This window comes from Candidatus Paracaedimonas acanthamoebae, assembly GCA_017307065.1.
GTDB lineage: Bacteria > Pseudomonadota > Alphaproteobacteria > Caedimonadales > Caedimonadaceae > Paracaedimonas > Paracaedimonas acanthamoebae_A.
Genome location: JAFKGL010000012.1, coordinates 123,498 through 143,661 on the forward strand (window position 1 = coordinate 123,498; position 20,164 = coordinate 143,661).

General features: G+C 35.7%; 19 protein-coding genes. 11 read left to right on the forward strand and 8 right to left on the reverse strand.

Going from position 1 to position 20,164, the window contains the following annotated elements; genetic code table 11:
* Window positions 1–2: 2 nt before the first annotated feature.
* From J0H12_02330 to J0H12_02340, 3 genes are all read left to right on the forward strand, one after another.
* On the forward strand, window positions 3–749 hold the full coding sequence (locus J0H12_02330) for a biotin--[acetyl-CoA-carboxylase] ligase (protein ID MBN9412750.1): 747 nt from the start codon (window positions 3–5) through the stop codon (window positions 747–749).
* A 3-nt stretch (window positions 750–752) separates the two neighbouring features.
* Complete coding sequence (locus J0H12_02335; protein ID MBN9412751.1) at window positions 753–1,535, forward strand: type III pantothenate kinase; 783 nt, start codon at window positions 753–755, stop codon at window positions 1,533–1,535.
* A gap of 76 nt (window positions 1,536–1,611) precedes the next feature.
* The gene (locus J0H12_02340) at window positions 1,612–3,216 is read left to right on the forward strand and encodes a ribonuclease J (protein MBN9412752.1); all 1,605 of its coding nucleotides are present in this window, start codon (window positions 1,612–1,614) and stop codon (window positions 3,214–3,216) included.
* A 478-nt stretch (window positions 3,217–3,694) separates the two neighbouring features.
* Here the strand turns inward: J0H12_02340 and J0H12_02345 are convergent, their stop codons facing one another.
* From J0H12_02345 to J0H12_02370, 6 genes are all read right to left on the reverse strand, one after another.
* Entirely contained in the window at window positions 3,695–4,525 is an 831-nt protein-coding gene (locus tag J0H12_02345) for a methyltransferase domain-containing protein (protein ID MBN9412753.1), read from the reverse strand.
* A gap of 60 nt (window positions 4,526–4,585) precedes the next feature.
* Window positions 4,586–6,286, reverse strand: a complete 1,701-nt coding sequence (locus J0H12_02350; protein ID MBN9412754.1) for a hypothetical protein — start codon at window positions 6,284–6,286, stop codon at window positions 4,586–4,588.
* Between the two features lie 113 nt (window positions 6,287–6,399).
* On the reverse strand, window positions 6,400–7,431 hold the full coding sequence (locus tag J0H12_02355; protein MBN9412755.1) for a hypothetical protein: 1,032 nt from the start codon (window positions 7,429–7,431) through the stop codon (window positions 6,400–6,402).
* Window positions 7,432–7,440: 9 nt separating this feature from the next.
* Window positions 7,441–9,198: an alanine racemase gene (locus tag J0H12_02360; GenBank protein MBN9412756.1), complete on the reverse strand. Its 1,758-nt coding sequence runs from the start codon at window positions 9,196–9,198 to the stop codon at window positions 7,441–7,443.
* Window positions 9,185–9,673 carry a cupin domain-containing protein gene (locus J0H12_02365; protein ID MBN9412757.1) on the reverse strand — a complete coding sequence of 163 codons (489 nt, stop codon included), beginning with the start codon at window positions 9,671–9,673 and terminating at the stop codon, window positions 9,185–9,187. The genes J0H12_02360 and J0H12_02365 overlap by 14 nt, the downstream gene beginning before the upstream one ends.
* A 13-nt stretch (window positions 9,674–9,686) precedes the next feature.
* Window positions 9,687–10,934: a hypothetical protein gene (locus J0H12_02370; GenBank protein ID MBN9412758.1), complete on the reverse strand. Its 1,248-nt coding sequence runs from the start codon at window positions 10,932–10,934 to the stop codon at window positions 9,687–9,689.
* Between the two features lie 90 nt (window positions 10,935–11,024).
* Between J0H12_02370 and J0H12_02375 the strand changes: the two genes are divergently transcribed.
* A complete protein-coding gene (locus J0H12_02375) occupies window positions 11,025–11,912 on the forward strand; it encodes a LysR family transcriptional regulator (protein MBN9412759.1) in 888 nt (295 codons plus the stop codon).
* A 77-nt stretch (window positions 11,913–11,989) separates the two neighbouring features.
* On the opposite strand, the gene map is transcribed toward J0H12_02375, so the two are convergent.
* Together map and sfsA are read right to left on the reverse strand one after the other, a co-directional pair.
* Window positions 11,990–12,784: a type I methionyl aminopeptidase gene (gene map / locus J0H12_02380; GenBank protein MBN9412760.1), complete on the reverse strand. Its 795-nt coding sequence runs from the start codon at window positions 12,782–12,784 to the stop codon at window positions 11,990–11,992.
* Between the two features lie 5 nt (window positions 12,785–12,789).
* Complete coding sequence (gene sfsA / locus J0H12_02385; GenBank protein MBN9412761.1) at window positions 12,790–13,491, reverse strand: DNA/RNA nuclease SfsA; 702 nt, start codon at window positions 13,489–13,491, stop codon at window positions 12,790–12,792.
* A gap of 229 nt (window positions 13,492–13,720) precedes the next feature.
* On the opposite strand from sfsA, the gene J0H12_02390 reads away from it, so the two are divergent.
* From J0H12_02390 to J0H12_02420, 7 genes are read left to right on the forward strand one after another with little or no spacing between them, the layout of a single operon-like run.
* Window positions 13,721–14,515 carry a YdcF family protein gene (locus J0H12_02390; GenBank protein ID MBN9412762.1) on the forward strand — a complete coding sequence of 265 codons (795 nt, stop codon included), beginning with the start codon at window positions 13,721–13,723 and terminating at the stop codon, window positions 14,513–14,515.
* Between the two features lie 22 nt (window positions 14,516–14,537).
* Entirely contained in the window at window positions 14,538–15,677 is a 1,140-nt protein-coding gene (locus J0H12_02395) for a septal ring lytic transglycosylase RlpA family protein (GenBank protein MBN9412763.1), read from the forward strand.
* Window positions 15,678–15,684: 7 nt separating this feature from the next.
* Window positions 15,685–16,824, forward strand: a complete 1,140-nt coding sequence (locus J0H12_02400) for a D-alanyl-D-alanine carboxypeptidase (protein MBN9412764.1) — start codon at window positions 15,685–15,687, stop codon at window positions 16,822–16,824.
* A 2-nt stretch (window positions 16,825–16,826) separates the two neighbouring features.
* Entirely contained in the window at window positions 16,827–17,453 is a 627-nt protein-coding gene (locus tag J0H12_02405; protein MBN9412765.1) for a dTMP kinase, read from the forward strand.
* Window positions 17,453–18,523 carry a DNA polymerase III subunit gene (locus tag J0H12_02410; protein ID MBN9412766.1) on the forward strand — a complete coding sequence of 357 codons (1,071 nt, stop codon included), beginning with the start codon at window positions 17,453–17,455 and terminating at the stop codon, window positions 18,521–18,523. The genes J0H12_02405 and J0H12_02410 overlap by 1 nt, the downstream gene beginning before the upstream one ends.
* Window positions 18,510–19,310, forward strand: coding sequence for a TatD family hydrolase (locus tag J0H12_02415; protein MBN9412767.1), 801 nt, complete (start codon window positions 18,510–18,512; stop codon window positions 19,308–19,310). Before J0H12_02410 ends, J0H12_02415 begins: the two co-directional genes overlap by 14 nt.
* Window positions 19,297–20,079: an MBL fold metallo-hydrolase gene (locus J0H12_02420; protein MBN9412768.1), complete on the forward strand. Its 783-nt coding sequence runs from the start codon at window positions 19,297–19,299 to the stop codon at window positions 20,077–20,079. Before J0H12_02415 ends, J0H12_02420 begins: the two co-directional genes overlap by 14 nt.
* Window positions 20,080–20,164 lie beyond the last annotated feature (85 nt).

The window sequence follows — 20,164 nt, forward strand, 5'->3', positions numbered from 1 at the left end:
TTATGTTAACAAAAACTTGGAAGATCTATACCTATCAAACTGTCGAAAATACAATGGATCAAGCGGCTCAGTTAATTGACCTTGAAGATCAGTTTGCCGTTCTTGCTTATGATCAAACGAAAGGTAGAGGAAAATATGATCGGAAATGGATCCCTCTAACAGGAAATCTTTATACGACACTTGCATTTAAACCATCTCAGCCTTTTCACACTTGGGGGCAGATTTCATTTGTAGCGGCTTTAGCCGTAAGAGAAGTTATTCAGCATTACCTTTCAAAAAATCAATACACTGAAGAAGTTAAATATAAATGGCCAAATGATCTTTTAGCTGGAGGGCAAAAGATATCGGGTATTTTATTAGAAATTATTGATTCTTCTTGGTTACTTGTAGGAGTTGGGATTAATCTACAGGATTCTCCTAGAGGAGTACAGTATCTTGCAACTTCTCTAAGAGAAACAGGAGGAAAGGTTCCTTCTCCAGACGAAGTCCTTTCTTTATTAATAACACATTTCACCACTAAAATGAACCACTTGGAAGATAAAGGATTTTCTGAGATAAGAGCGCTTTGGCTCAAAGATGCCGCTGGTTTTGGGGGAGAAATAGAAATCATCCTAAGAAAGAAAGGGATGACTGAAAAAATCAAAGGAAAATTTATTGATCTTGATCAAGAGGGTAGATTATTGGTAGAGCTTCCTAACAAAGAAGTTAAAAAAATATCTGCTGGTGATGTTTTTTTATTACAGGATTAAAAAATGCTTCTTGCAATTGATGCTGGAAATACAAATGTTTGTTTCGCACTTTTTAAGCAAAGAGAGTTAATATACACTTGGCGTGCAAGAACGAATTCTAGATATACTGTGGATGAATGGGCTGTATGGTTTGGGCAAATTCTCAAGCTTCATAATTTATCTTTTCAAGATATTAAAGAAACAATTCTTTGTTCAGTAGTTCCTGATCTTGTGGAATCTTTACAAGAATTTTGCTCCCATTATCTTAAGAATAAGCCTCTTGTTATAGGAAGCTCATTCTTGAATCTAGGAATTCTCTCCAAGATTGATCAGCCTGGTGAAGAAGGGGCTGATATGATGGTAAATGCTGTTGCTGCTCATACTTTATATGGAGGGCCATTATTAGTCATTGATTTTGGAACAGCAACAACAATGAGCTTAATTGATGCAGAGGGAAATTTCTGTGGTACAGCAATAGCGCCGGGCGTTAATTGTTCTCTTGAAGCTCTCTATAATGCCGCCGCAAAGCTCCCAATGATTTCAATCAGTCAGCCTAAACATATCATTGGGACTAACACTGTTGATTCTATGATGGCAGGTGTGTTTTGGGGGTATGTATCTATGATAGAAGGGTTAGTCACTCGAGCCCAAAAAGAATGTATTGAACGGTTTAACATACAACAAATTAAAGTTATTGCCACAGGAGGGTTGGGTGGTTTGATTAAGCCAGCAACTGAGGTAATAGATATTTATGATCCAAATTTAACATTAAATGGACTTGCAATTATTCATGAGAAAAATAAATAAAAAAATACAAGATAATCCGCGGTATAAGCCTGACGATCTATTATTTCTGCCTTTAGGTGGATGTAATGAGATTGGGATGAATCTGAACTTATATGGATTCCAAAAAAAATGGTTAATGGTTGATTGTGGTATTACTTTTGGAGATCAGCTCGGCATAGAAATTATCATGCCTGATATTAATTTTATTACCAAACAGCTAAAAGATCTGATAGGGCTTGTCGTGACACATGCTCATGAAGATCATATAGGTGCTATTCCTTATTTATGGGAAAAATTATTATGCCCTATTTATGCAACTCCCTTTACTTCTCGTATTCTAAAAGCAAAATTGCAAGAAGTTGGGCTTTTAGAGAAAGTGCCGCTTTTTGAAATACCTTTGAATGGTGAAATAGATCTCAATCCTTTTAAAATTAATTTTATTAATTTAACTCATTCAATCCCTGAGCCTAATGCTTTAGCTATTAGAACTGAAGTAGGTACAGTGATTCATACGGGAGATTGGAAGCTTGATCCAGAGCCTTTGATCGGTGAAACAACAGATATACAAATGTTGAAAGATTTTGGACGTGAAGGAGTGCTTGCACTTGTTTGTGATTCAACAAACGTTTTTGTTGAAGGTAAAACGGATTCTGAAGCCTCGGTTCGTAAGCATTTAATTGACCTCGTGAAGAGTCAAAAAGAAGGGCGTGTGGTAATTGCTTGTTTTGCGAGTAATGTTGCTCGTCTTACAAGCTGTGCAATTGCAGCTCAAGAAGCTGGCCGTGTTCCTGTCCTGGTGGGGCGTTCTATGATTCGGATGGAAAAGGCAGCTAGAGAGCTTGGTTACTTAAAAGGAATTCCTCCTTTTGTAGCAGAAGATGACATTCAGGATTTAGACCGTAAAAAGATATTATTAATTTCAACAGGTTCTCAAGGAGAGGCGCGATCTGCACTTGCGCGAATGTCTTCAAATGAACATCCACGGTTGAAGTTAAGTGAGGGGGACACAGTTATTTTTTCTGCACGGATGATTCCAGGAAATGAAATTTCTGTGAAAGGAATCCAAGAACAGTTGATTGAGATGGGAACAAAAGTAATTCATGCGGATGAAATTGAAGGGATTCATGTTTCTGGTCACCCAGCTCGAGAAGATTTAAAAGATATGTATTCTTGGGTTCAACCTAAGATTGTTGTGCCAGTTCATGGAGAGCCGTCTCATTTGCGGGAGCACGCAAAATATGCCCAATCTTTAGGGATAGAAAAAGTAATTGTTCCTTATAATGGGGCTCTCATTAATCTGACTTCTGATGAACCTACTATAATAGGTGAAGTTCCTCATGGACAGCTAACTCTAGATGGGAATGTTGTTGTGCCTTTATTTAGTCTTCAGATGAGAGAGCGGGCAAAGCTTATGACAACAGGCGTTGTATTTATAACAATTGTTGTAAACGCAGATGAGCAAGTCTATGGGCAACCGCACATTACTCTCTTGGGGATTGCCGAAGAAGGTGCTGAAGAAGAGACAATCCAGGCAATTGGGAAACAAATTGAATTGGCATTTGAAGAGATGCCAAAAGAGTATTGGCATAAAGAAGAAATGCTTTCTGAGATGATTAGAATTTCCTGTAGAAGAACGGTAAATAGTTTGCGAGGGAAAAAACCATTAACAACCGTACATTTAATTATGAATGAGAGTATATAAGGTATCTTTAGTCATTCTCTCCATAAACAGAGATTAGTTCTGAGTATTCGGGTTTTGCATAATCATAATTGTGTGATCTATTAATGTAAGTCCCAAGTAGTAATGTCGCGTTTTAACAGAACCTCTATTTTCTAATCTCATGATTAAAATTAGACTATACTCCGAATATGTCGGATATAATATGATTAAAGTCTAAAATGAAATTTACAAATAGATTTCTTAAGTTACCCTCTTCACGTAGCTTCTTTTTATTTGGAGCTAGGAATACAGGCAAGAGTACATTGCTCAAGCATATTTTTGAAACAAAAGGAGAATTTTGGATAGATCTTCTTGATCCTAACTTAGAAGATCGATATTCATCAAGATCATTAAAAAGCATCCATATTAAAGTCTTAGAAGAACGTTTATTATGAATGCTCTTATATTCGTGCCCTATAAAATATTTCTTAATGAATGAAAGAAATTGTCTACAAACCTACTAAAGTAACTCTTCACGTTTAACTAAATAGTAGGCGAATTGAGAAAGCTTCCTCTGATTGTTATTTTTACTATAAAGTTGATGATAGACGTTAAGAAAAGATTGGATACGGTTAAATGTTTCTATACCTTCTAATTTTTCTAGATCGAGTTTTTTTCTTTCTCTTGCTTCCAACCATTTTTTTGATAATTTTGCTGCATTATTTTCTGTAAAATCTTCTGATTTTATAAGTTCAAAGCCGCTACTTTTGAAAAGGTCATCTTGTAATTTAGGAGGAGTAAAAAAATATGTTCCAGATATAACACGTTGTAAAATTTCCTCATTACTAAGAATTCCTGATGTTATGCAAGGATCTGTGTAAATTAATTTACCATTAGGTTTTAATATCCTGTTCCATTCTTTTAGAATACGAAGCCTCTCATGATAATCAAAATAAAGAATTGCTTCTATGCAAACAATTGCATCAAAATAAGTATTTGAAAAAGGAAGATTATTTTTTAGATCTCCTTCTAAAAATTTAACATTTAAGCCATCTTTTTTGGTTGAATTATTGGCAGAATTTATCGCCTCAGTGCTGATATCTATACCATATGCTGTACAATTATTTTTCTGAGCAAAGTACATGGTCGTTTCACCAACGCCACAACATACATCTAAAATAATTTTCTCTGATGTAAGATTAAGCCAGTCATTAAATTTCATAAGTTCTTGCATGCTAATCAAGCTCGCAAAATTTATACTATCTTCACCCCAAGTTTCATTTTTAATTTTTTCATAAACAGGCTTAAGGTGATGTACGCTAAATGTATCTATCAAGTTTACTTGCGTCATTATGTATATCCTTTTTGTCAAATATTTTTAGTCTTTTTGAGAATACGATGATTTAAAATTTTAAATATTTACTCCTTCTTGAAACATATGAACTAGCCTTCTGAGCTCTTTTTTAGAAAGATCTGGAATCTTTAAAATGATTTCATCTATAATATTTAAGAGTTGTTGGCGGGGATCTTCGGCTTTTAGTAATTTTAATAAGACTTCATCCATAACCCAAAAAGTGGTTGAAAACACTGCAATTACCGCGCATGCAAGTTCAAGCTTTGGAAAAATCTCATTTATATTTAAAAATTTAAGAGTAACCTCTGCTGATGGTCCTACACTGCAAACCGCTAATATTCCAGAGACGATGCCTACGCCCAGGCGTTTCCAAAAAAATCTATTTTCTTTTTCAGTATTAATTATTTTTTCTGATTGAGGTTTAAAACAATTGAAAATCGATGAAAATATTCCAGAGACGGCATCATAAAATTTGAGAGTGCTATTCCAAGTAGCTAAAGCACTCAAACTAGAAGCAGTGACTGTCCCTATAATTGCAAGAGTATTTATCAGAGGCTTTTTATTTTCGAGACCAACTAATGTCAAAAGATGGGCAAACGAATCTTGTTCTACAGGATATACTATCATCTGGCCGCAACTTCCCACTATTCCACCAGCAATTCCTATAATACTTCTTAAGAGAGAGCCTTTTTTTATATTAACTGGTTCTGTAATGAAATCCTCTGGATGAAAGAGAATTTTAAATTTTTCCAGAGGATCCAGGTCCTCTTTAAGAATTTGTGTTAGCTCCTCAGCCTGGGAATAATTTAGGGAAGATATATATGAGTGCGCTTTTTGGAGAACATTTCTTATGCGTAATGAATAAGCTCGTCTACTATGAGGGTTAGAACGCGCAAATCTTTTATCTATAGGGGCTTTTAGAGAACTATATATATTCCAAGATAAGGTAGTTATTGAATAATAATCTATAAAAGTCCGTACATAAAATGTTGGTATCCCTGGAACAAGCCATGCCCATTTAATATAATGGAATAAATCATCATAGGTTAAATAGACAAGAGGAGACGCAGATAAAATGGCTGCTATCATAACAGGTGTCTTCAATCCATATTCTAAAATATGATCCTTACATGTTGTTTTTCTTTCAATTGATTTTTCTTCCTGGGACTTTTTATGAAATAGTTTATTGATGACATTTGAGGTTAATTCAGTTCCTAGAAAAACCATAGGGATGTAATCAGTCATACCATATAAAGAAGATAGAATGATCTGCCCAGTGCGTGGCACGGTTGTTGATTTCAAAAAGCGCTCAATAAAATTATATCCAAGAACAAAAAATATAACGCTACTGGCACCTCCACTAAAAGCTTCTATCGTAAATAAAGACCTTTTAAAGCATTTGTTAGAAGTAAGAGGTTGAGAACTAAATTTAGAAAATTGATCTTTAACAAGCCATTCTAAAAAATCATTTTCCGGATATTTTTGATTAATTGATAGATAAGAACTTGACGTTGCTTCCAAAAGAGGTTGATGTATTTGAAGATCATTTTCTCTATCTTCTTCTGTTAGAGAGTTTAAAAAATCTTGTTCTAATTGCTGGATATTTTTGTTTCTTTCTAGGTTTTTAGTATCAAAATCAATCAGATGCCTCGATCCAAAAACTAAATTAGAATTGCAAGTTATAAAAAATAATACTAAAATGATAAGGTAGTTATTATTCATCAGTTTTTTGCTATTTCTTGATAAAAATAAAGACATTTTGAATTTCCTCTTTGTTGATGCCCTAAAAATAGGACGGCTTCTAGCTTCCTTGTTTCAGGTCCCAAGGTAAAAAAGTGTTCTATAAGAATTTATAATTTTATTTTTCTCGGTTATTTTTTCTGAGCTATAATCATGTGTTTTTCACCAGAAGAATATATAGTTTGGCAGTTTGTAAACCCAACGGCTTTTAACCAATCCATATATTCAGAAGTTGTTCTGTGGGAACCATGCATTTCAAGTAGCATAGTTAGATTCAACATAGCGGTAAGATATGGTCCTGTTTTATCTTCATTAAAAAATTTCTCTAAAATAACAATCAACCCTTTTGATGGAAGAGAATCATAAATTTTTTGTATTAATGAAAGGCAGTCTTGTTCTGGCCAATCTGATAAAACATAACCAATTGAATACATGTCTCCTGTCGGCAAATTATCTTTAAACATATCGCCTGGATGAAAATTTATCCGATCCAGCATATTGTGTTCATGAAACTTTTTCTCTGCATAAGGTTTAATATCTACGCAGTCCATAATTATTGCATTCAAATCTTTATTTGCATGAAGTGCCGCAATAGAAAAAGACCCAGTTGCTCCTCCCAAATCAATAAGATTTTTATAGTTATCAAAAGTAAATTTTTCACATAATTCAACAGAATCTCTGTAACCAGAAGCCCACATAGTTTCTAAAAATTCTCTTGTAGATGTATCGTTTAGATAGATAAAATCAGCATAAACATTCACTAACGCGCTATTAGAAGACTCCTGTTTATCTATTTTATCCCATTGAGGCTTGTTTTCCTCTAAGGCTGTTTTTAAGTGGTCAAAAATTTTATAAGATGTTTTCCAATAATGAGAAAATTTTTCACCACAATATTGATCGCTTTTTCGAGAAAGAAATGGGGTCCATTCAGATTTTAACTGATAGTTTTGATTCCTTTTTTCTAATAAATTAATACAAGTTGCAACGATTAATAAGCGCTCTAATGACGAGGAAGGTAAATTAAGAGCACGGCTAATGTTTTCACAATTTGATGGTCCTTTTTCTTCCAAGTAATCAAACAATTTTATTTTATCTCCTACGAATAATGTTTGACTCTCAATAAAACCAAACATCATTCTCTCAAGGGTATCAGGCATTTTCATGATAATTATTCAATTCCAATTATTGGCTGAACAAGTTTTCCAAACATGTTCAACGAGATCTTTGCGAACGCCATATATTTCTTTATGTAAGAACCCCATGGCATCTGTATATCCTGGAATAAGGACTATTTTTTCTCCGCGTTCAACATTTGCTTGCCCCTTAACAATTTCACTTGCCGTAGATTTAGCTAAATCAATTCCTTCAAATCTCGCATGCTCTGCGCTTAATCCAACAACAACGAGATCTTTGCGATCTCTAGGTTCTGGTAAACCTCCGAAAGGGTGCCAACCAATAGCTTTAAAACCCGCATTCGTGACAGCCCGACTTTTATCATTTGGAACGCTAATAACCTGACTTAAGACTAAGGCACCAATTTTATGCCCATGGTCTCCCAAGTTGGCTTTCCGCGAATAAAGTAAATCGCAAATAGCACCACCGCCTGCTTGTATTTCTGTTAAAATATTAGCATTTAGACAATCGATATAATTACAACTTCCTCCTCCACTGACCACTTTTACGTCTATTCCTTTAGCTTCAATAGCTGCTTTTGCATCGGCAAGTATCTTATGAGAAATTAGTGTTTGTTGTGTTTTTTCTTCTGGTGGTAGTATCGGGGTGTGGCCTTCATAACCCGTAATACCAGAGAAAATTATTGAGCCTGTTGTTGTTTCGATCTCTTTAGCAATTTGGGCTATTTCTACGGCATCTACAACACTTGCGCCACACCTATTATGGTTGATATTTAGTTCTACTAATACCTCTATAGGGCTTGTAATTTCCCAACGTTCAACAGCTGCAGCTAAATCCCTTAAATAGTCAACACTATCAACGGCAACTCGTAAGTGCTTAATTTTCTTTGCAAGTAAAGAGAGTCTTTCTAGTTCTTCTTTCGTAAATAATATGTTTGCTAGATATATATTTTGAATACCATGATCTGCAAAGAATTCTGCTTCTGATAGTGTAAGCAGAACAACACCATTTGCACCTTTATCTATCATATATTGTGCAAGTTCTGGACATTTATGAGCTTTTGCAGGAACTCTCCATTCGACACCTTTATTTATTATTCGAGAGACCATCAGGTCAACGTTGTGATCAACCGCATCCAAATCAATCAAGAAAGCAGGAGTTGGGAGGTTATTTATAGATTGTCCAATATATTTATTCTGTTCAAATGTCTGTTGAGCTTTAATAACTTTTCCTGTTTCTTTTGATTGACTCCAAGATGTCAATTCTATCCACATTCCCCAAGGAGAGACGATAAAAGTAGAAGTACAAACTTCACCACGCAAAGGAAAATTCATCGGTGGATCTTGGATAAAGCGCGTTCCTTTCCACTTAGGAATTACTTTTTCTTTGATATGTTTAACGACTTGATCCATATCTTTTACAGTAAAAGATATATAGCTATTACCAAGGTCACTAAATTTGTGCCAACCATTTTCACCTTGTAGAGTGAGTTGATCAGGTGATTTCCATTCAAATAGTTCAATATATTGTGTCAAATGATGTTCGCCGCATTTTAACATAATAACATGAGATAAATAGGATTCTGGGTGTACTCCAAACAGAGTTGACCATCCTCGCTCTCCTGCCGTTGGCTGTGGCTCTCTTTTAACCTCCCAATCAAAGTCTGCATCGAAAACTTCCATTAAAAAATCTGCAGCTTCTTGAGCATTTGGAACAACAATTCCCACGTGATCTAAACCCATATTCGTTGGGATACCTTTTCCTAGGGGAATATTATCGTAATTAATTTTCTTCATAACTATTTTCCTTTTCATAATGTATATCAATATGTTTGTTTTGAGGATCAATGATGGGGGGGCTTTGAATACTTAAAAAGAGGGTACGTGTTTTTGTCTGAAAACCATGCATAATTCCTGCAGGAATTAGGATACGTTTACCAGGGTTATATATAATGTGTTTTTCATTTAGAATAAATTCACCAGAACCAAGGATGATATAAATAGTTGCCGTACTATTTTTGTGATAATGGGGGCGGTAATTTGCATTGGGTTGTAATTCCACAAGCTCTAAATTTTCTGCAATTTTTTGATCTGAGGAAGAAAATATACCTAATTGATATAAGTCAAAAATTTCTTTTTTGCTTGTTATACGCTGATGAGGGATACCGTTAAAAATGTGATATCTTTGTATATCATTGTTGATTTTAAGATAGTTTCTTGCTCTCGTTGAAATTTTTATAAAAAGATTATGTAAGTTAGATTTATTTTCCATTTTACTTCCTTGTTCATGCGACTTTATTTATTTTTTGTTTATCTTCATCAAGGAATCTTTGACTAAGATAACAGCACGCTTCATAGATATTTAATTTATGTAGATGAGACAGATTTTTTGCAGCAGCTAGAAAACTAATGATTCTATTGGAAATTCTTCTTTTAATAAAATCTTTCCACTCAATAAGAGGAGATTGATATTTTAATGCTTCTAGGAATAAAAGCGCACTACCTGAGTTGGTAAGCCACTCTGGAAAAACAGTTATATTATTTTTAAAAGCTTTAGTAATAAGTTGTTTTTCTTCAAATACATTATTGGCACCCGATATAATTAAAGGACTATTTAATGAGGAATGAACGAACGTATGAGAAATTAAAGCATTTAAAATTTTTTTTGTTATAGAGTAGCGTACAGCGCAAGGACAAAATATATCTCCTTGCGTATGGTTAAGAAATTTTAGCAAAAAATCTTCGGAAGTTTCTTCGGGTTTACGCTCAGTGAAAGAGAAATTTCTATTTGATTTGAATGCGTGAGTGTCAAAAATTTCCAAAGATAATAAAGGAGCTATATGAATGCCTTGAGGATTATAAATAAACCAATCTCGTTCACAAATACCCACGATTTCATACGTAGATTGTATCCAATAGCAAAATGCTTTTGCAACTTTTCCAAATCCTTGGATAATAATTTTAGGCTTAGGATTTGTTTTTTTTATCTCTGTTTCTAAAATTTTAAAGAGGCTATATCCTGTTATAACTTGTTCTATTGTAAAAAGTTCATTTTCAGGGAAAAATAGGCGTTGATGGAATTTTTCAAGGTCAATTTTAATCCCTTCATTTTTCTCAAGCATATTCGCTAAACATATAAACGGAGATTTTAAATCTGTTACTTCTTCGAGATGGGTTGAGATGTCTTTTGTGGTTGTGTTAAGGTCTCCACCCGTACACCACTCATTTTTTATAATTTCGCTATTATCCTGTAAAAAACGCTTTAATACAGAAGATGCTTCAGGATGAAAAGGATCAAATTTGATACCTCCTTTTCCACCTCCAAATATAGAAGATTGTAATGAATTTTTTAAACTCATTGTATATGCGAGGTCTTTAACTTCTTGCAAAGAAGCAGAATGGTGCATGAATAAACCACCTCCTGCAACTCCATTGACTAAATTATGAATAACAATCCAACCAATTGCTCCTGTATTTTGTTTGTCTTGCCAAATAATAATCTTTTGTGGTTTATTAATTACAGGATTATACATGTTAAATATCCTTTTTTATTAACGATTAAAAATAACCTAAATAAAAATCATAAATATAAAAAACGAATTTAGGTTAACATTTGTGTACTTATGGACAGCAATCGACTTAGATATTTCCTCGTAGTTGCCGAGATAGAGAATATTAGAAAAGCAGCAGATGCTTTACGCATTACTCCCAGTGCACTTTCTAAAGCTCTTAAGCAATTAGAATATGAAATAGGGACTACTTTACTTGTACCGACAGGGCGAGGAATTTCTATTACTGAAAGCGGGCGAGAGCTTGTTAGAAGAGCTCGCCCCCTTATGGAAGATTGGGAAAAATTAAGACATGAGCTAAGAGAGAAAAAGAAGAATAATGCTTCAATTATTAAGCCTCTACGGATTGGTTCTTTTGAAATTTTTTCTACTCATTTTCTTGGATCTCTAATAAATTCTCTCTCTCATATAAATGAACTAATGTTGCAAGAAATAATCCCAAGCGAAATAGAAAAAAGCCTTTTGGATTATCGAATTGACTATGGAATCACGAATCTCCCTATTCCAATGGCAGGGATCATTCATCATCGGATAACTTCTTATGAACTAAAAATTTATGGACGAGTAGATATTTTTGGAGAAGTTGCGTTTTCAGATCTTCCTTTTGTGGCTCCTATAATTTCTATTATTGATTCTCCAAATAGCATAAAAACATTGGATGGCTGGCCTGATGAACAAATTGAACGTTCTGTGAAGTATAAAGTAGATATGCTAGAGTCTGCTTTAGAGCTATGCCGCCAAGGGAAAGCCGTTGCTTATTTACCTACTTTTATCGTAAAACTACATAATAATACTGTAAAATCTTCTTATAATCTTCAAGTAATTTCTTCCCCAAATGGGAATTTATCTAAAAAACTAGGCATCTATCTTGCTAAAAGAAAAGGCGATCCAAATGATCGTCTATCAACCGAAATCATGGATGCGATCACTCAATTAGCTTAGCAAAGTTGCTTGCACAAGCTTTATTACAGTAATTATATAATTCCAAGACAGCTATAATCGCAAAAATTATGACTTGATTAATTGGAAAGCGTAAAAATTTCATATCCTGTTGCTGTCACGCCAATCGAATGCTCGAATTGGGCTGAGAGAGATTTATCTCGTGTCACAGCTGTCCAGCCATCACTTAAAATTTTTACACCATAATGACCAGCATTAATCATTGGTTCTATAGTGAAAAACATACCTTCCTGAAGAACTAAACCTTCTCCTGGGGAACCAAAATGAAGAACCTCAGGTGCGGTATGAAAGACACGACCTAAACCATGTCCGCAAAAATCCCGTACAACAGAAAAGCGGTTTGATTCTGCAATTTTTTGAATCGTATAGCCAATATCTCCTAAGGTTATACCTGGTTTTACAATACTGATTGCTTGTGAAAAGGCCTCATAAGTTACGTCAATTAATCTCTTGGCAAGAATGCTAGTTTTTCCGACAGAAAACATTCGCGAAGTATCCCCATACCAGCCATCAACAATTGGGGTCACATCGATATTAACGATATCGCCTTCTTTGAGAATTTTTTCATGACTTGGAATTCCATGACAGACGACATGGTTAACAGAAGTGCAGCAGGATTTTGTATACCCTTTGTATCCTAAGGTTGCAGGAATTGCACCATGGTTAACCATGAAATCATGACAAAGTTGATCTATTTTTCCAGTCGAAATGCCTGGTTCAATATAGGGGGCAATAAAGTCAAGTGTGCGAGATGCTAGCCGTCCAGCTTTTCGCATACCTTCAAAATCTTCTTTACTATGAAGGGGGATTTTTTGTCCTTGGTAAGTAACAAAATTTTGGGGAGAAGTTGTCATTAACGTTATAATTCCACTGTAATAGGTTGGTTTAAAATAATTTCTTCAGGTGTAACTCGACAATTATAACATAAAGTTTCTACACCTTGCAGCATCGCATTATAAGCTGTTATTGCATAGAGAGGGTCGATGATTTTTGCGGGCTTGAAGCGTGTGCAATCTTCTCTTTGAACTACATATAATACAATGGCTCTCGCCCCTTGCTTTTTCATAGCTTCTAATTCTTTTAAATGCTTAGTCCCTCGCAGAGTGACAGAATCGGGGAATTGAACATAATCATCACGTTTAAGATGAACATTTTTCACTTCAAGGTAACATGGGGGAAGATTTGGGCCCTCAAGAATAAAATCAATACGGCTATTTGTGCCGTATTTTACTTCTCTTCGCCACGTTGTATAAGAAGAAAATTCTGGAATCTTCTTTTCTTTAAGGGCTTCTTCAACAATATTATTGGGGTGCATGGTATTGACGCCAATAAGAACATCATTATGTTTTACTAATTCCCAAGTATATTTTAATTTGCGCGGACTTTCTGGTGGATAGCTGGTAAGCCATATGGAAAGGCCAGGGCTTGCAACATCTAGCATCGCCCCTGGGTTTGGGCAGTGAGCTGTAACCTCTTGGCCTCCTGCGAGACGAACATCCGCAAGAAAGCGCTTATAACGCTTCAATAATATACCTTCAAGAAGTGTCGTACTAAATTTCATCTATACCTTTAATTTTATCTTCCTTTTCTTATCATAGCTCAACAACTTCGAGAAGGATAAAACCAAGAAATATAGAAAAACTATGATGTTGCTAGAATGACTTAAAAAGACTTACTTATTTTGGAAAAATAGAAAACACTAAAAAAGAAGAAAGTAGCTAAAGAACAGCTTGCAAAAAGCTTAAAATAGCCTAATATGCAGATAGTTTGTGCCAAATCGAGGAAATAATATGCTTTACGATCTCCTTTATAACGTTTTTAGCTATATCATCAATTTTGATGTTATTCTTTTTGTGCTTATTATGTTGGGGGTTAATTTATTAGCAACTCGATGGAGTTCCTGGGGGCGGCGCATTTTATTTGTCACAGAATTTGTCTTGGTTATTATGGTTTTTCTGCCTTTCGGTCAATGGTCTGCAACATTTTTAGAAAATCGCTTTCAACAACCTTCTCAAATTTCAGCAGACGCAAAAGGCTTAATTTTGCTTGGTGGAAGTTTAGATATGCCAGTTTCAAATGCGAGAAATATGGCCTCTTACAACCAAGCTGGTGGTCGTATGATTCAATTTATTGAATTAGCCTTGCAGTATCCTCATCTTCCTCTTTTATTCAGTGGAGGAGGACATCAATTAGTTGGGAAAGAAACTGAGGCTTCATTTGCAAAAGAAGCATTTGAACGCTTAGGGGTTGATATGAGAAGAGTTACTCTTGAAGATAAGTCGAAAAATACAATTGAAAATGCCCAATTTTCCCATGAAATTATTAAGCCAAATCCGGAAGATAAGTGGGTTTTGGTGACATCTGCAATTCATATGCCGCGTGCTGTTGCTTTATTTAAGAAAGCAGGCTGGAACGTTATTCCTTATCCTGTAGATTATCATACAAGAGGCGATTATAGCTGGTCTTTTAACCTTAGCATTTATCGTGGTTTTCATGCTTGGTGGAATAGTATGAGAGAGTGGGCAGGTCTCGTCACCGGCTATCTTTTTGGTTATACAAATGAATTCTTACCTAAGCCTGAGTAATTTTTATTAGACGGTATAGGTAATGCTTAATGCTATAGATAGGGCAGAAGTAGTGCACTTAATCACTCAGATTAAATCTAAGCATTCCATAAAGTCGTTTGCGCAAGTTTTATCTCTATTGGCTACGCTATTTTTAGGGGCTTGTGGAGGTCCTTGTGACGATTTTGAATCATTGTCAGCATGTTCTCAGGTTCATCCTAACTTCGCAAAAAAAGCTTATAATAAGCCTTATCAAATCAAAGGTGAATGGTATACACCGCAATCACATTATAATATAGATGAAGAAGGAATAGCGTCTTATTATGGAGGAACAGATGTATTCCATGGCAGGAAGACATCTAACGGTGAAATCTTTGATATGAATGAGGTTAGTGCTGCTCACAAAACTGCGCCTATCCCCTGTGTTTTAGAAGTTAAAAATTTAGAGAATGGAAGAAGCATCAAAGTAAAAGTTAATGATAGGGGGCCTTTTATTGAGGGGCGTATTATTGATGTCTCGAGGCGCACGGCACAACTTTTAGGTTTTTATAAGCAAGGGACGGCTCGAGTTCGTGTCAAAATCCTAATGCCTGAAACAATGATACTTGTTCAGGGGCATACCAACACGATAGAGCCAGGTTTAAAAGAGACTTTACTTGCACAAAATGTTCCTCAAAAAAAACAAAAAGAAAAACAGAATTCTTTTAATAAAACACGCGCACCTCAAAATCATGAACCTATTTTGTTAGCGTTGAAAGATGAGATAACTAAATTTTCTCAAGAGATAAAACACGAAGAAAAAAAATCAGAGAAAACTGAGCCCATTATTCAAAAAGTGAATTATACGTCTTCGAGAAATGGTGCAGGACAGGCCACGTATAAAAAAGGAAATAATGCGCGATATAGAACCAACGCTTCTAAAGCGTCCTTTACAAAAGGTGTTTTTATTCAGGCAGGAACATTTGCTCATCCTCAGCAAGCTCAGCAGGCTAAAGTTCTGATTCAACGGAGATTAAGTTCTATGCCTGTACGTCTAGAGTCTATAAAATTTAGTAAAAAACAACTTTATCGGGTTGTAGTCGGACCTTGTGGTAATGATGTGCAAGCTCGGAAACTTGCTAACCACATTAAATCAATGGGATGTTCTACACCGAGTGATTCAATCGTCGTCTTTAATGGATAAATAGCTCATGAAAAATAAAAAAATTAATCTCTTTGTTTTTTTAACATTTTTGATAACTTCATCTGCCCAATCTGATGAAAAACTTCCTCTTGAATCAACACAAGCGATTTTAATTGATACGACAACAGATCAAGTCCTGTTTGATAAGGGGGCAGATGTTCAAATGCTTCCGTCATCCATGACGAAAATACTGACGATGTATTTGGTCTTTGAAGAATTAAAGGCTGGGCGTCTTAAATTAGATGATACCTTTGTTGTAAGTGAGAAGGCTTGGCGTAAACAAGGCTCAAAAATGTTTGTTAAGGTGGGTGATCGTATAAGGATTGATGATCTTATTCGGGGTGTCATTGTCCAATCAGGAAATGATGCTTCGATTGTTCTTGCCGAAGGGATTGCTGGAAGTGAAGAGGCCTTTGCGACACAAATGACACATAAAGCACGTGAACTTGGTGCTAGCTGCTCAAACTTTGTAAATGCGACAGGTTGGCCAGATGAGAATCATTATTCAACGCCCCGGGATCTAGCTTTGATTGCAGAGAGAACAATAAAGGACTTTCCCGAATATTATCATTTTTATAGAGAAATGGTTTTTATTTTTAATGGGATTCGTCAAATGAATCGTAATCCTCTTCTTTATACGATGCCTGAGTGTGATGGCTTAAAAACAGGGAATACGGACGAAGGGGGATATGGTGTTGTTGCTTCTGCTATCCAAGATGGACGTCGTCTTATTATGGTCGTTAATGGCGCAAAATCAAAGAAAGAAAGAGCAAAAGATTCAGAAGCATTGATGCGATGGGGTTTTTCTTATTATGTGAGTCCTTTATTGTTTAAAGCGTCTGAGGTTGTTGAAAAAGTGGATGTATGGTTAGGAAATAAGTCTTCGATTGAGATGCTTGTTGAAGAAGACGTCTATGTCACATTGCCTCGTCACGAAAGTAAGAACTTAAAGATAGAGGTAAAGTATCAATCTCCCATTCCAGCTCCTATTAAAGCAGGACAGAGAGTAGGGACACTCATTATAAAAGGTCTCAATACCAACAAAGATAGAGAAATTCCTTTGGTGGCAGGATCTCAAGTAGAGAAAGCTGATTTTATTGACCGCATTAAGGCAGCTATTCATTATCTTCTTTTTGGGCATAATTAAGTATGGTTCATGGTAAATTTATTACGCTTGAAGGAGGTGAAGGAGCAGGGAAGACCACACAAGTAGCTTATATAAAAGAATTCCTTGAGTCCCGCGCGCAGCGTGTTTTATTGACGAGAGAGCCAGGTGGAAGTGCAGGAGCTGAATTAATTAGAGGATTGCTTGTAGATCGCGAAGCTTATTCTTGGGATGCATTGACGGAATATTTGCTTTTTACAGCTGCTCGAAGAGATCATATTCTTAAAACAATAAAACCGGCCTTAGAAGAAGGAATTTGGGTTATTTGTGATCGATTCTATGATTCTTCAATTGCTTATCAAGGGTACGCTCAGCATCTTTCCCTTGAAATTTTGACAACAATTTATAATTTTATCTCGGAGGGCGTGACCCCTGATTTGACGCTCATATTGGATATTACCCCTGAAATTGGGTTGACCCGCGCCCATAAGCGTGCATCTCACGAGGATCGATTTGAGCACATGAATTTACAATTTCATCACGAAGTCCGTAAGGGTTTTTTAGAGATTGCAAAAAACCATCCTGAAAGATGCATTGTTATTAATGCAGAAGAAAGTGAGCCTCAAATTAAGGATACACTCCTTAAGACTATCCAGAGTCATTTATTCTAATGTCATTCGAGGTTAATAAGATAATCCCTGTTGTCGGTCACACGCGTATCCTTCAGGATTTGGCAGAACAAATTAAAAATCATGTGCTACCTCATGGTTTACTTCTTATCGGGCCGAAAGGTGTTGGAAAATCAACTTTAGCATTTCAACTCATATCTACTCTTTTTAAAGGAGTTAACTTAGATATCGAGATGACTTCTGAAGATCCAATGCATCGCCGCCTTATCCATGGAAGTCATGCTGATTTTAAGCATATCCAATTGAAAATCAATGAAGAGGGGAAAGCCCAGCAAGAAATCCCTCTTGAATTAGTAAGAGAAGTCGTTCAGTTTTTGCAGACAACACCCTTAGAAGGTGGATGGAGGATAGTTCTTATCGAAGATGCAGACTGTTTAGGGAGAAAAGCAGCAAATGCTCTTTTAAAAAGCCTAGAAGAACCTCCTCCTAAAACGCTTTTAATATTATGCGCCTCCCAAGAACAGCAAGTACTCCCTACGCTAAGATCTCGTTGCCACAGAATCGTTCTCAAAAGATTGACGGATGAAGAAGTTAGAAAAGTTCTTAGAAAATATCCGAATATACCAGCTGATGAGCTTGAGCTATTAACAATGTTTGCTGAAGGTTCCCCTGGAAGAGCAATGATGCTCTGGCAATTAGGTGGAAAGCAGTTTTATCAAGAATTTTTAGATGTTTTACAAAGCTCTATTAAAGGGCAGTTCACATTATTAGTTCCTTTTATTGAAAAATATACACAAACTCAGCCAGATAAGTCCTTTGATCCATATCGGGCTATCGGTTATTTTATATCATGGTGGCTTGGACGATATCTTCTTAAAATAGGTCAAAACGAAGACGATATTTTTAAGCTTGGAGATACTCAACTAAAATCACAGATCTTTAAACGCTTTCCTTTTAAGTTTTGGGAACAGCATTATCATAAAATAAACTTTTTTTATCATCATCCGCAGATAGTTGGGCTTGAGCGTAAATACTGTTTGGCTGTCATCATGCTTGGATTTGTTTTTGGACCTAAAGCTTATAATGAAGGAATAGAGAATGAATTTCGTTGATAGCCATTGCCATCTTAATTTTGATGAATTTTCTCAGGAAGTAGGTACGATTGTTCATAGAGCAAAAGAGCAAAAAATTAATACGCTTTTAACAATTTGTACAAAGAAAGAAGAAATTAAGCCCTTGCAAGAAATTGCAGATACCTATGAAAATGTTTTTTGTACGGTGGGTATTCATCCTCATGAAGCAGAAGAGACATTGAAAAATATTTCCTTAGTCGAATTAAGTAAGGACCTTAAAGAAGGCACTCAACATGCTAAAGTTGTTGGCATCGGCGAAGCTGGTTTGGATTTTTATTATGAACATAGTCCACGATTGCTTCAGCAAGAGATGTTTGAAGCGCACATTGATGTTGCAACAGCGGTAGATCTTCCTTTGAGTATTCATACGCGAGAAGCAGAAAAAGAAACAATAAACTTACTAAAAAAATCAGCAAGGAAAGCTAAAGGCGTTATTCATTGTTTTACGGGGAGCCAATGGTTGGCAGAAGAGGCTCTGGCTTTAGGGTTTTATATCTCTATTTCTGGAATAGTGACTTTTGCAAAAGCTGAAGAGTTGCGAAATGTCGTCCGCACAATTCCTTTAAATCGACTTTTGGTAGAAACAGATGCACCTTTCTTGGCGCCGATTCCTCATCGTGGGAAAAGAAACGAGCCTGCTATGTTGATTCATACAGCTGAAAAAGTAGCAGAATTAAAGGCAGTGTCATTAGAAGAACTTGCTCAAATAACAACAGATAATTTTTTTCAGCTTTTTTCTAAAGCAAGACAAAATGAGCAACAATAAAGTAATTATTCTGGGATGTGGGCCTTCTGGAGGGGTTCCCCTTATCGGAGTGCAACCTAACGGATTTTGGGGGGCATGCGACCCAATGCACCCTAAAAATAGAAGAATGAGAGCTTCTATTTATGTTGAATATAAGGAAAAAAGATTACTTGTCGATACATCTCCGGACCTAAGGCAACAATTTTTAACCTTTGGACTGAAAGATATTCATGCTGTTTTATATACCCATGAACATGCAGACCATACTCATGGAATAGATGAGTTGCGCTCTCTCTTTTTTGCACGAAAAGAGAGAACTATCCCTGTTTATGGAAGTGAAGAGACTATTCAAAGGCTTAGAGAAAATTTTTCTTATTTATTTGAAGGCGGAGAGCATTTTATTTATCCTAAGATTTTAGAATCTGAAGTCATTTCTGATATTTTTTTAGTCCAAGAGACGTCTATTATTAGCTTTACACAAACCCATGGAATAGGAACTTCGCTCGGTTATCGATTTGGAAATATGGCCTATTCTACAGATGTCACAGATTTTGGAGAAGCTGCTCAAGAGCATCTAAAGGGCCTTGATGTGTGGGTTATTGATTGTTTGAGTCGTGATCCCAAGCCTTCGCATTTGCATCTTGAAAGAGCTTTGGAATGGATTGAAAAGATGAAACCTAAAAGAGCAATCTTAACACATATGAACGCTAGCCTTGATTATGAAAGCCTAAAAAAAGAGCTCCCTTCTCATGTTGAGCCTGCTTACGATGGTATGATTATTGAGTTTTGAGGGGGAAACCATCAAAATTTTTGCTATATATAATTTTATTATAATTAATTCTCTCTGATGCTTGATTTTAGTGAGATTTTCCTTA

What these genes read in the sequence shown, in the direction of transcription:
- J0H12_02330 (MBN9412750.1), top strand. Translation starts at nt 3, where the DNA reads ATGTTAACAAAAACTTGGAAGATCTATACCTATCAAACTGTCGAAAAT.
- J0H12_02335 (MBN9412751.1), top strand. Translation starts at nt 753, where the DNA reads ATGCTTCTTGCAATTGATGCTGGAAATACAAATGTTTGTTTCGCACTT.
- J0H12_02340 (MBN9412752.1), top strand. Translation starts at nt 1,612, where the DNA reads ATGAATCTGAACTTATATGGATTCCAAAAAAAATGGTTAATGGTTGAT.
- J0H12_02345 (MBN9412753.1), bottom strand. Translation starts at nt 4,525, where the DNA reads ATGACGCAAGTAAACTTGATAGATACATTTAGCGTACATCACCTTAAG.
- J0H12_02350 (MBN9412754.1), bottom strand. Translation starts at nt 6,286, where the DNA reads ATGTCTTTATTTTTATCAAGAAATAGCAAAAAACTGATGAATAATAAC.
- J0H12_02355 (MBN9412755.1), bottom strand. Translation starts at nt 7,431, where the DNA reads ATGAAAATGCCTGATACCCTTGAGAGAATGATGTTTGGTTTTATTGAG.
- J0H12_02360 (MBN9412756.1), bottom strand. Translation starts at nt 9,198, where the DNA reads ATGAAGAAAATTAATTACGATAATATTCCCCTAGGAAAAGGTATCCCA.
- J0H12_02365 (MBN9412757.1), bottom strand. Translation starts at nt 9,673, where the DNA reads ATGGAAAATAAATCTAACTTACATAATCTTTTTATAAAAATTTCAACG.
- J0H12_02370 (MBN9412758.1), bottom strand. Translation starts at nt 10,934, where the DNA reads ATGTATAATCCTGTAATTAATAAACCACAAAAGATTATTATTTGGCAA.
- J0H12_02375 (MBN9412759.1), top strand. Translation starts at nt 11,025, where the DNA reads ATGGACAGCAATCGACTTAGATATTTCCTCGTAGTTGCCGAGATAGAG.
- map (MBN9412760.1), bottom strand. Translation starts at nt 12,784, where the DNA reads ATGACAACTTCTCCCCAAAATTTTGTTACTTACCAAGGACAAAAAATC.
- sfsA (MBN9412761.1), bottom strand. Translation starts at nt 13,491, where the DNA reads ATGAAATTTAGTACGACACTTCTTGAAGGTATATTATTGAAGCGTTAT.
- J0H12_02390 (MBN9412762.1), top strand. Translation starts at nt 13,721, where the DNA reads ATGCTTTACGATCTCCTTTATAACGTTTTTAGCTATATCATCAATTTT.
- J0H12_02395 (MBN9412763.1), top strand. Translation starts at nt 14,538, where the DNA reads ATGCTTAATGCTATAGATAGGGCAGAAGTAGTGCACTTAATCACTCAG.
- J0H12_02400 (MBN9412764.1), top strand. Translation starts at nt 15,685, where the DNA reads ATGAAAAATAAAAAAATTAATCTCTTTGTTTTTTTAACATTTTTGATA.
- J0H12_02405 (MBN9412765.1), top strand. Translation starts at nt 16,827, where the DNA reads ATGGTTCATGGTAAATTTATTACGCTTGAAGGAGGTGAAGGAGCAGGG.
- J0H12_02410 (MBN9412766.1), top strand. Translation starts at nt 17,453, where the DNA reads ATGTCATTCGAGGTTAATAAGATAATCCCTGTTGTCGGTCACACGCGT.
- J0H12_02415 (MBN9412767.1), top strand. Translation starts at nt 18,510, where the DNA reads ATGAATTTCGTTGATAGCCATTGCCATCTTAATTTTGATGAATTTTCT.
- J0H12_02420 (MBN9412768.1), top strand. Translation starts at nt 19,297, where the DNA reads ATGAGCAACAATAAAGTAATTATTCTGGGATGTGGGCCTTCTGGAGGG.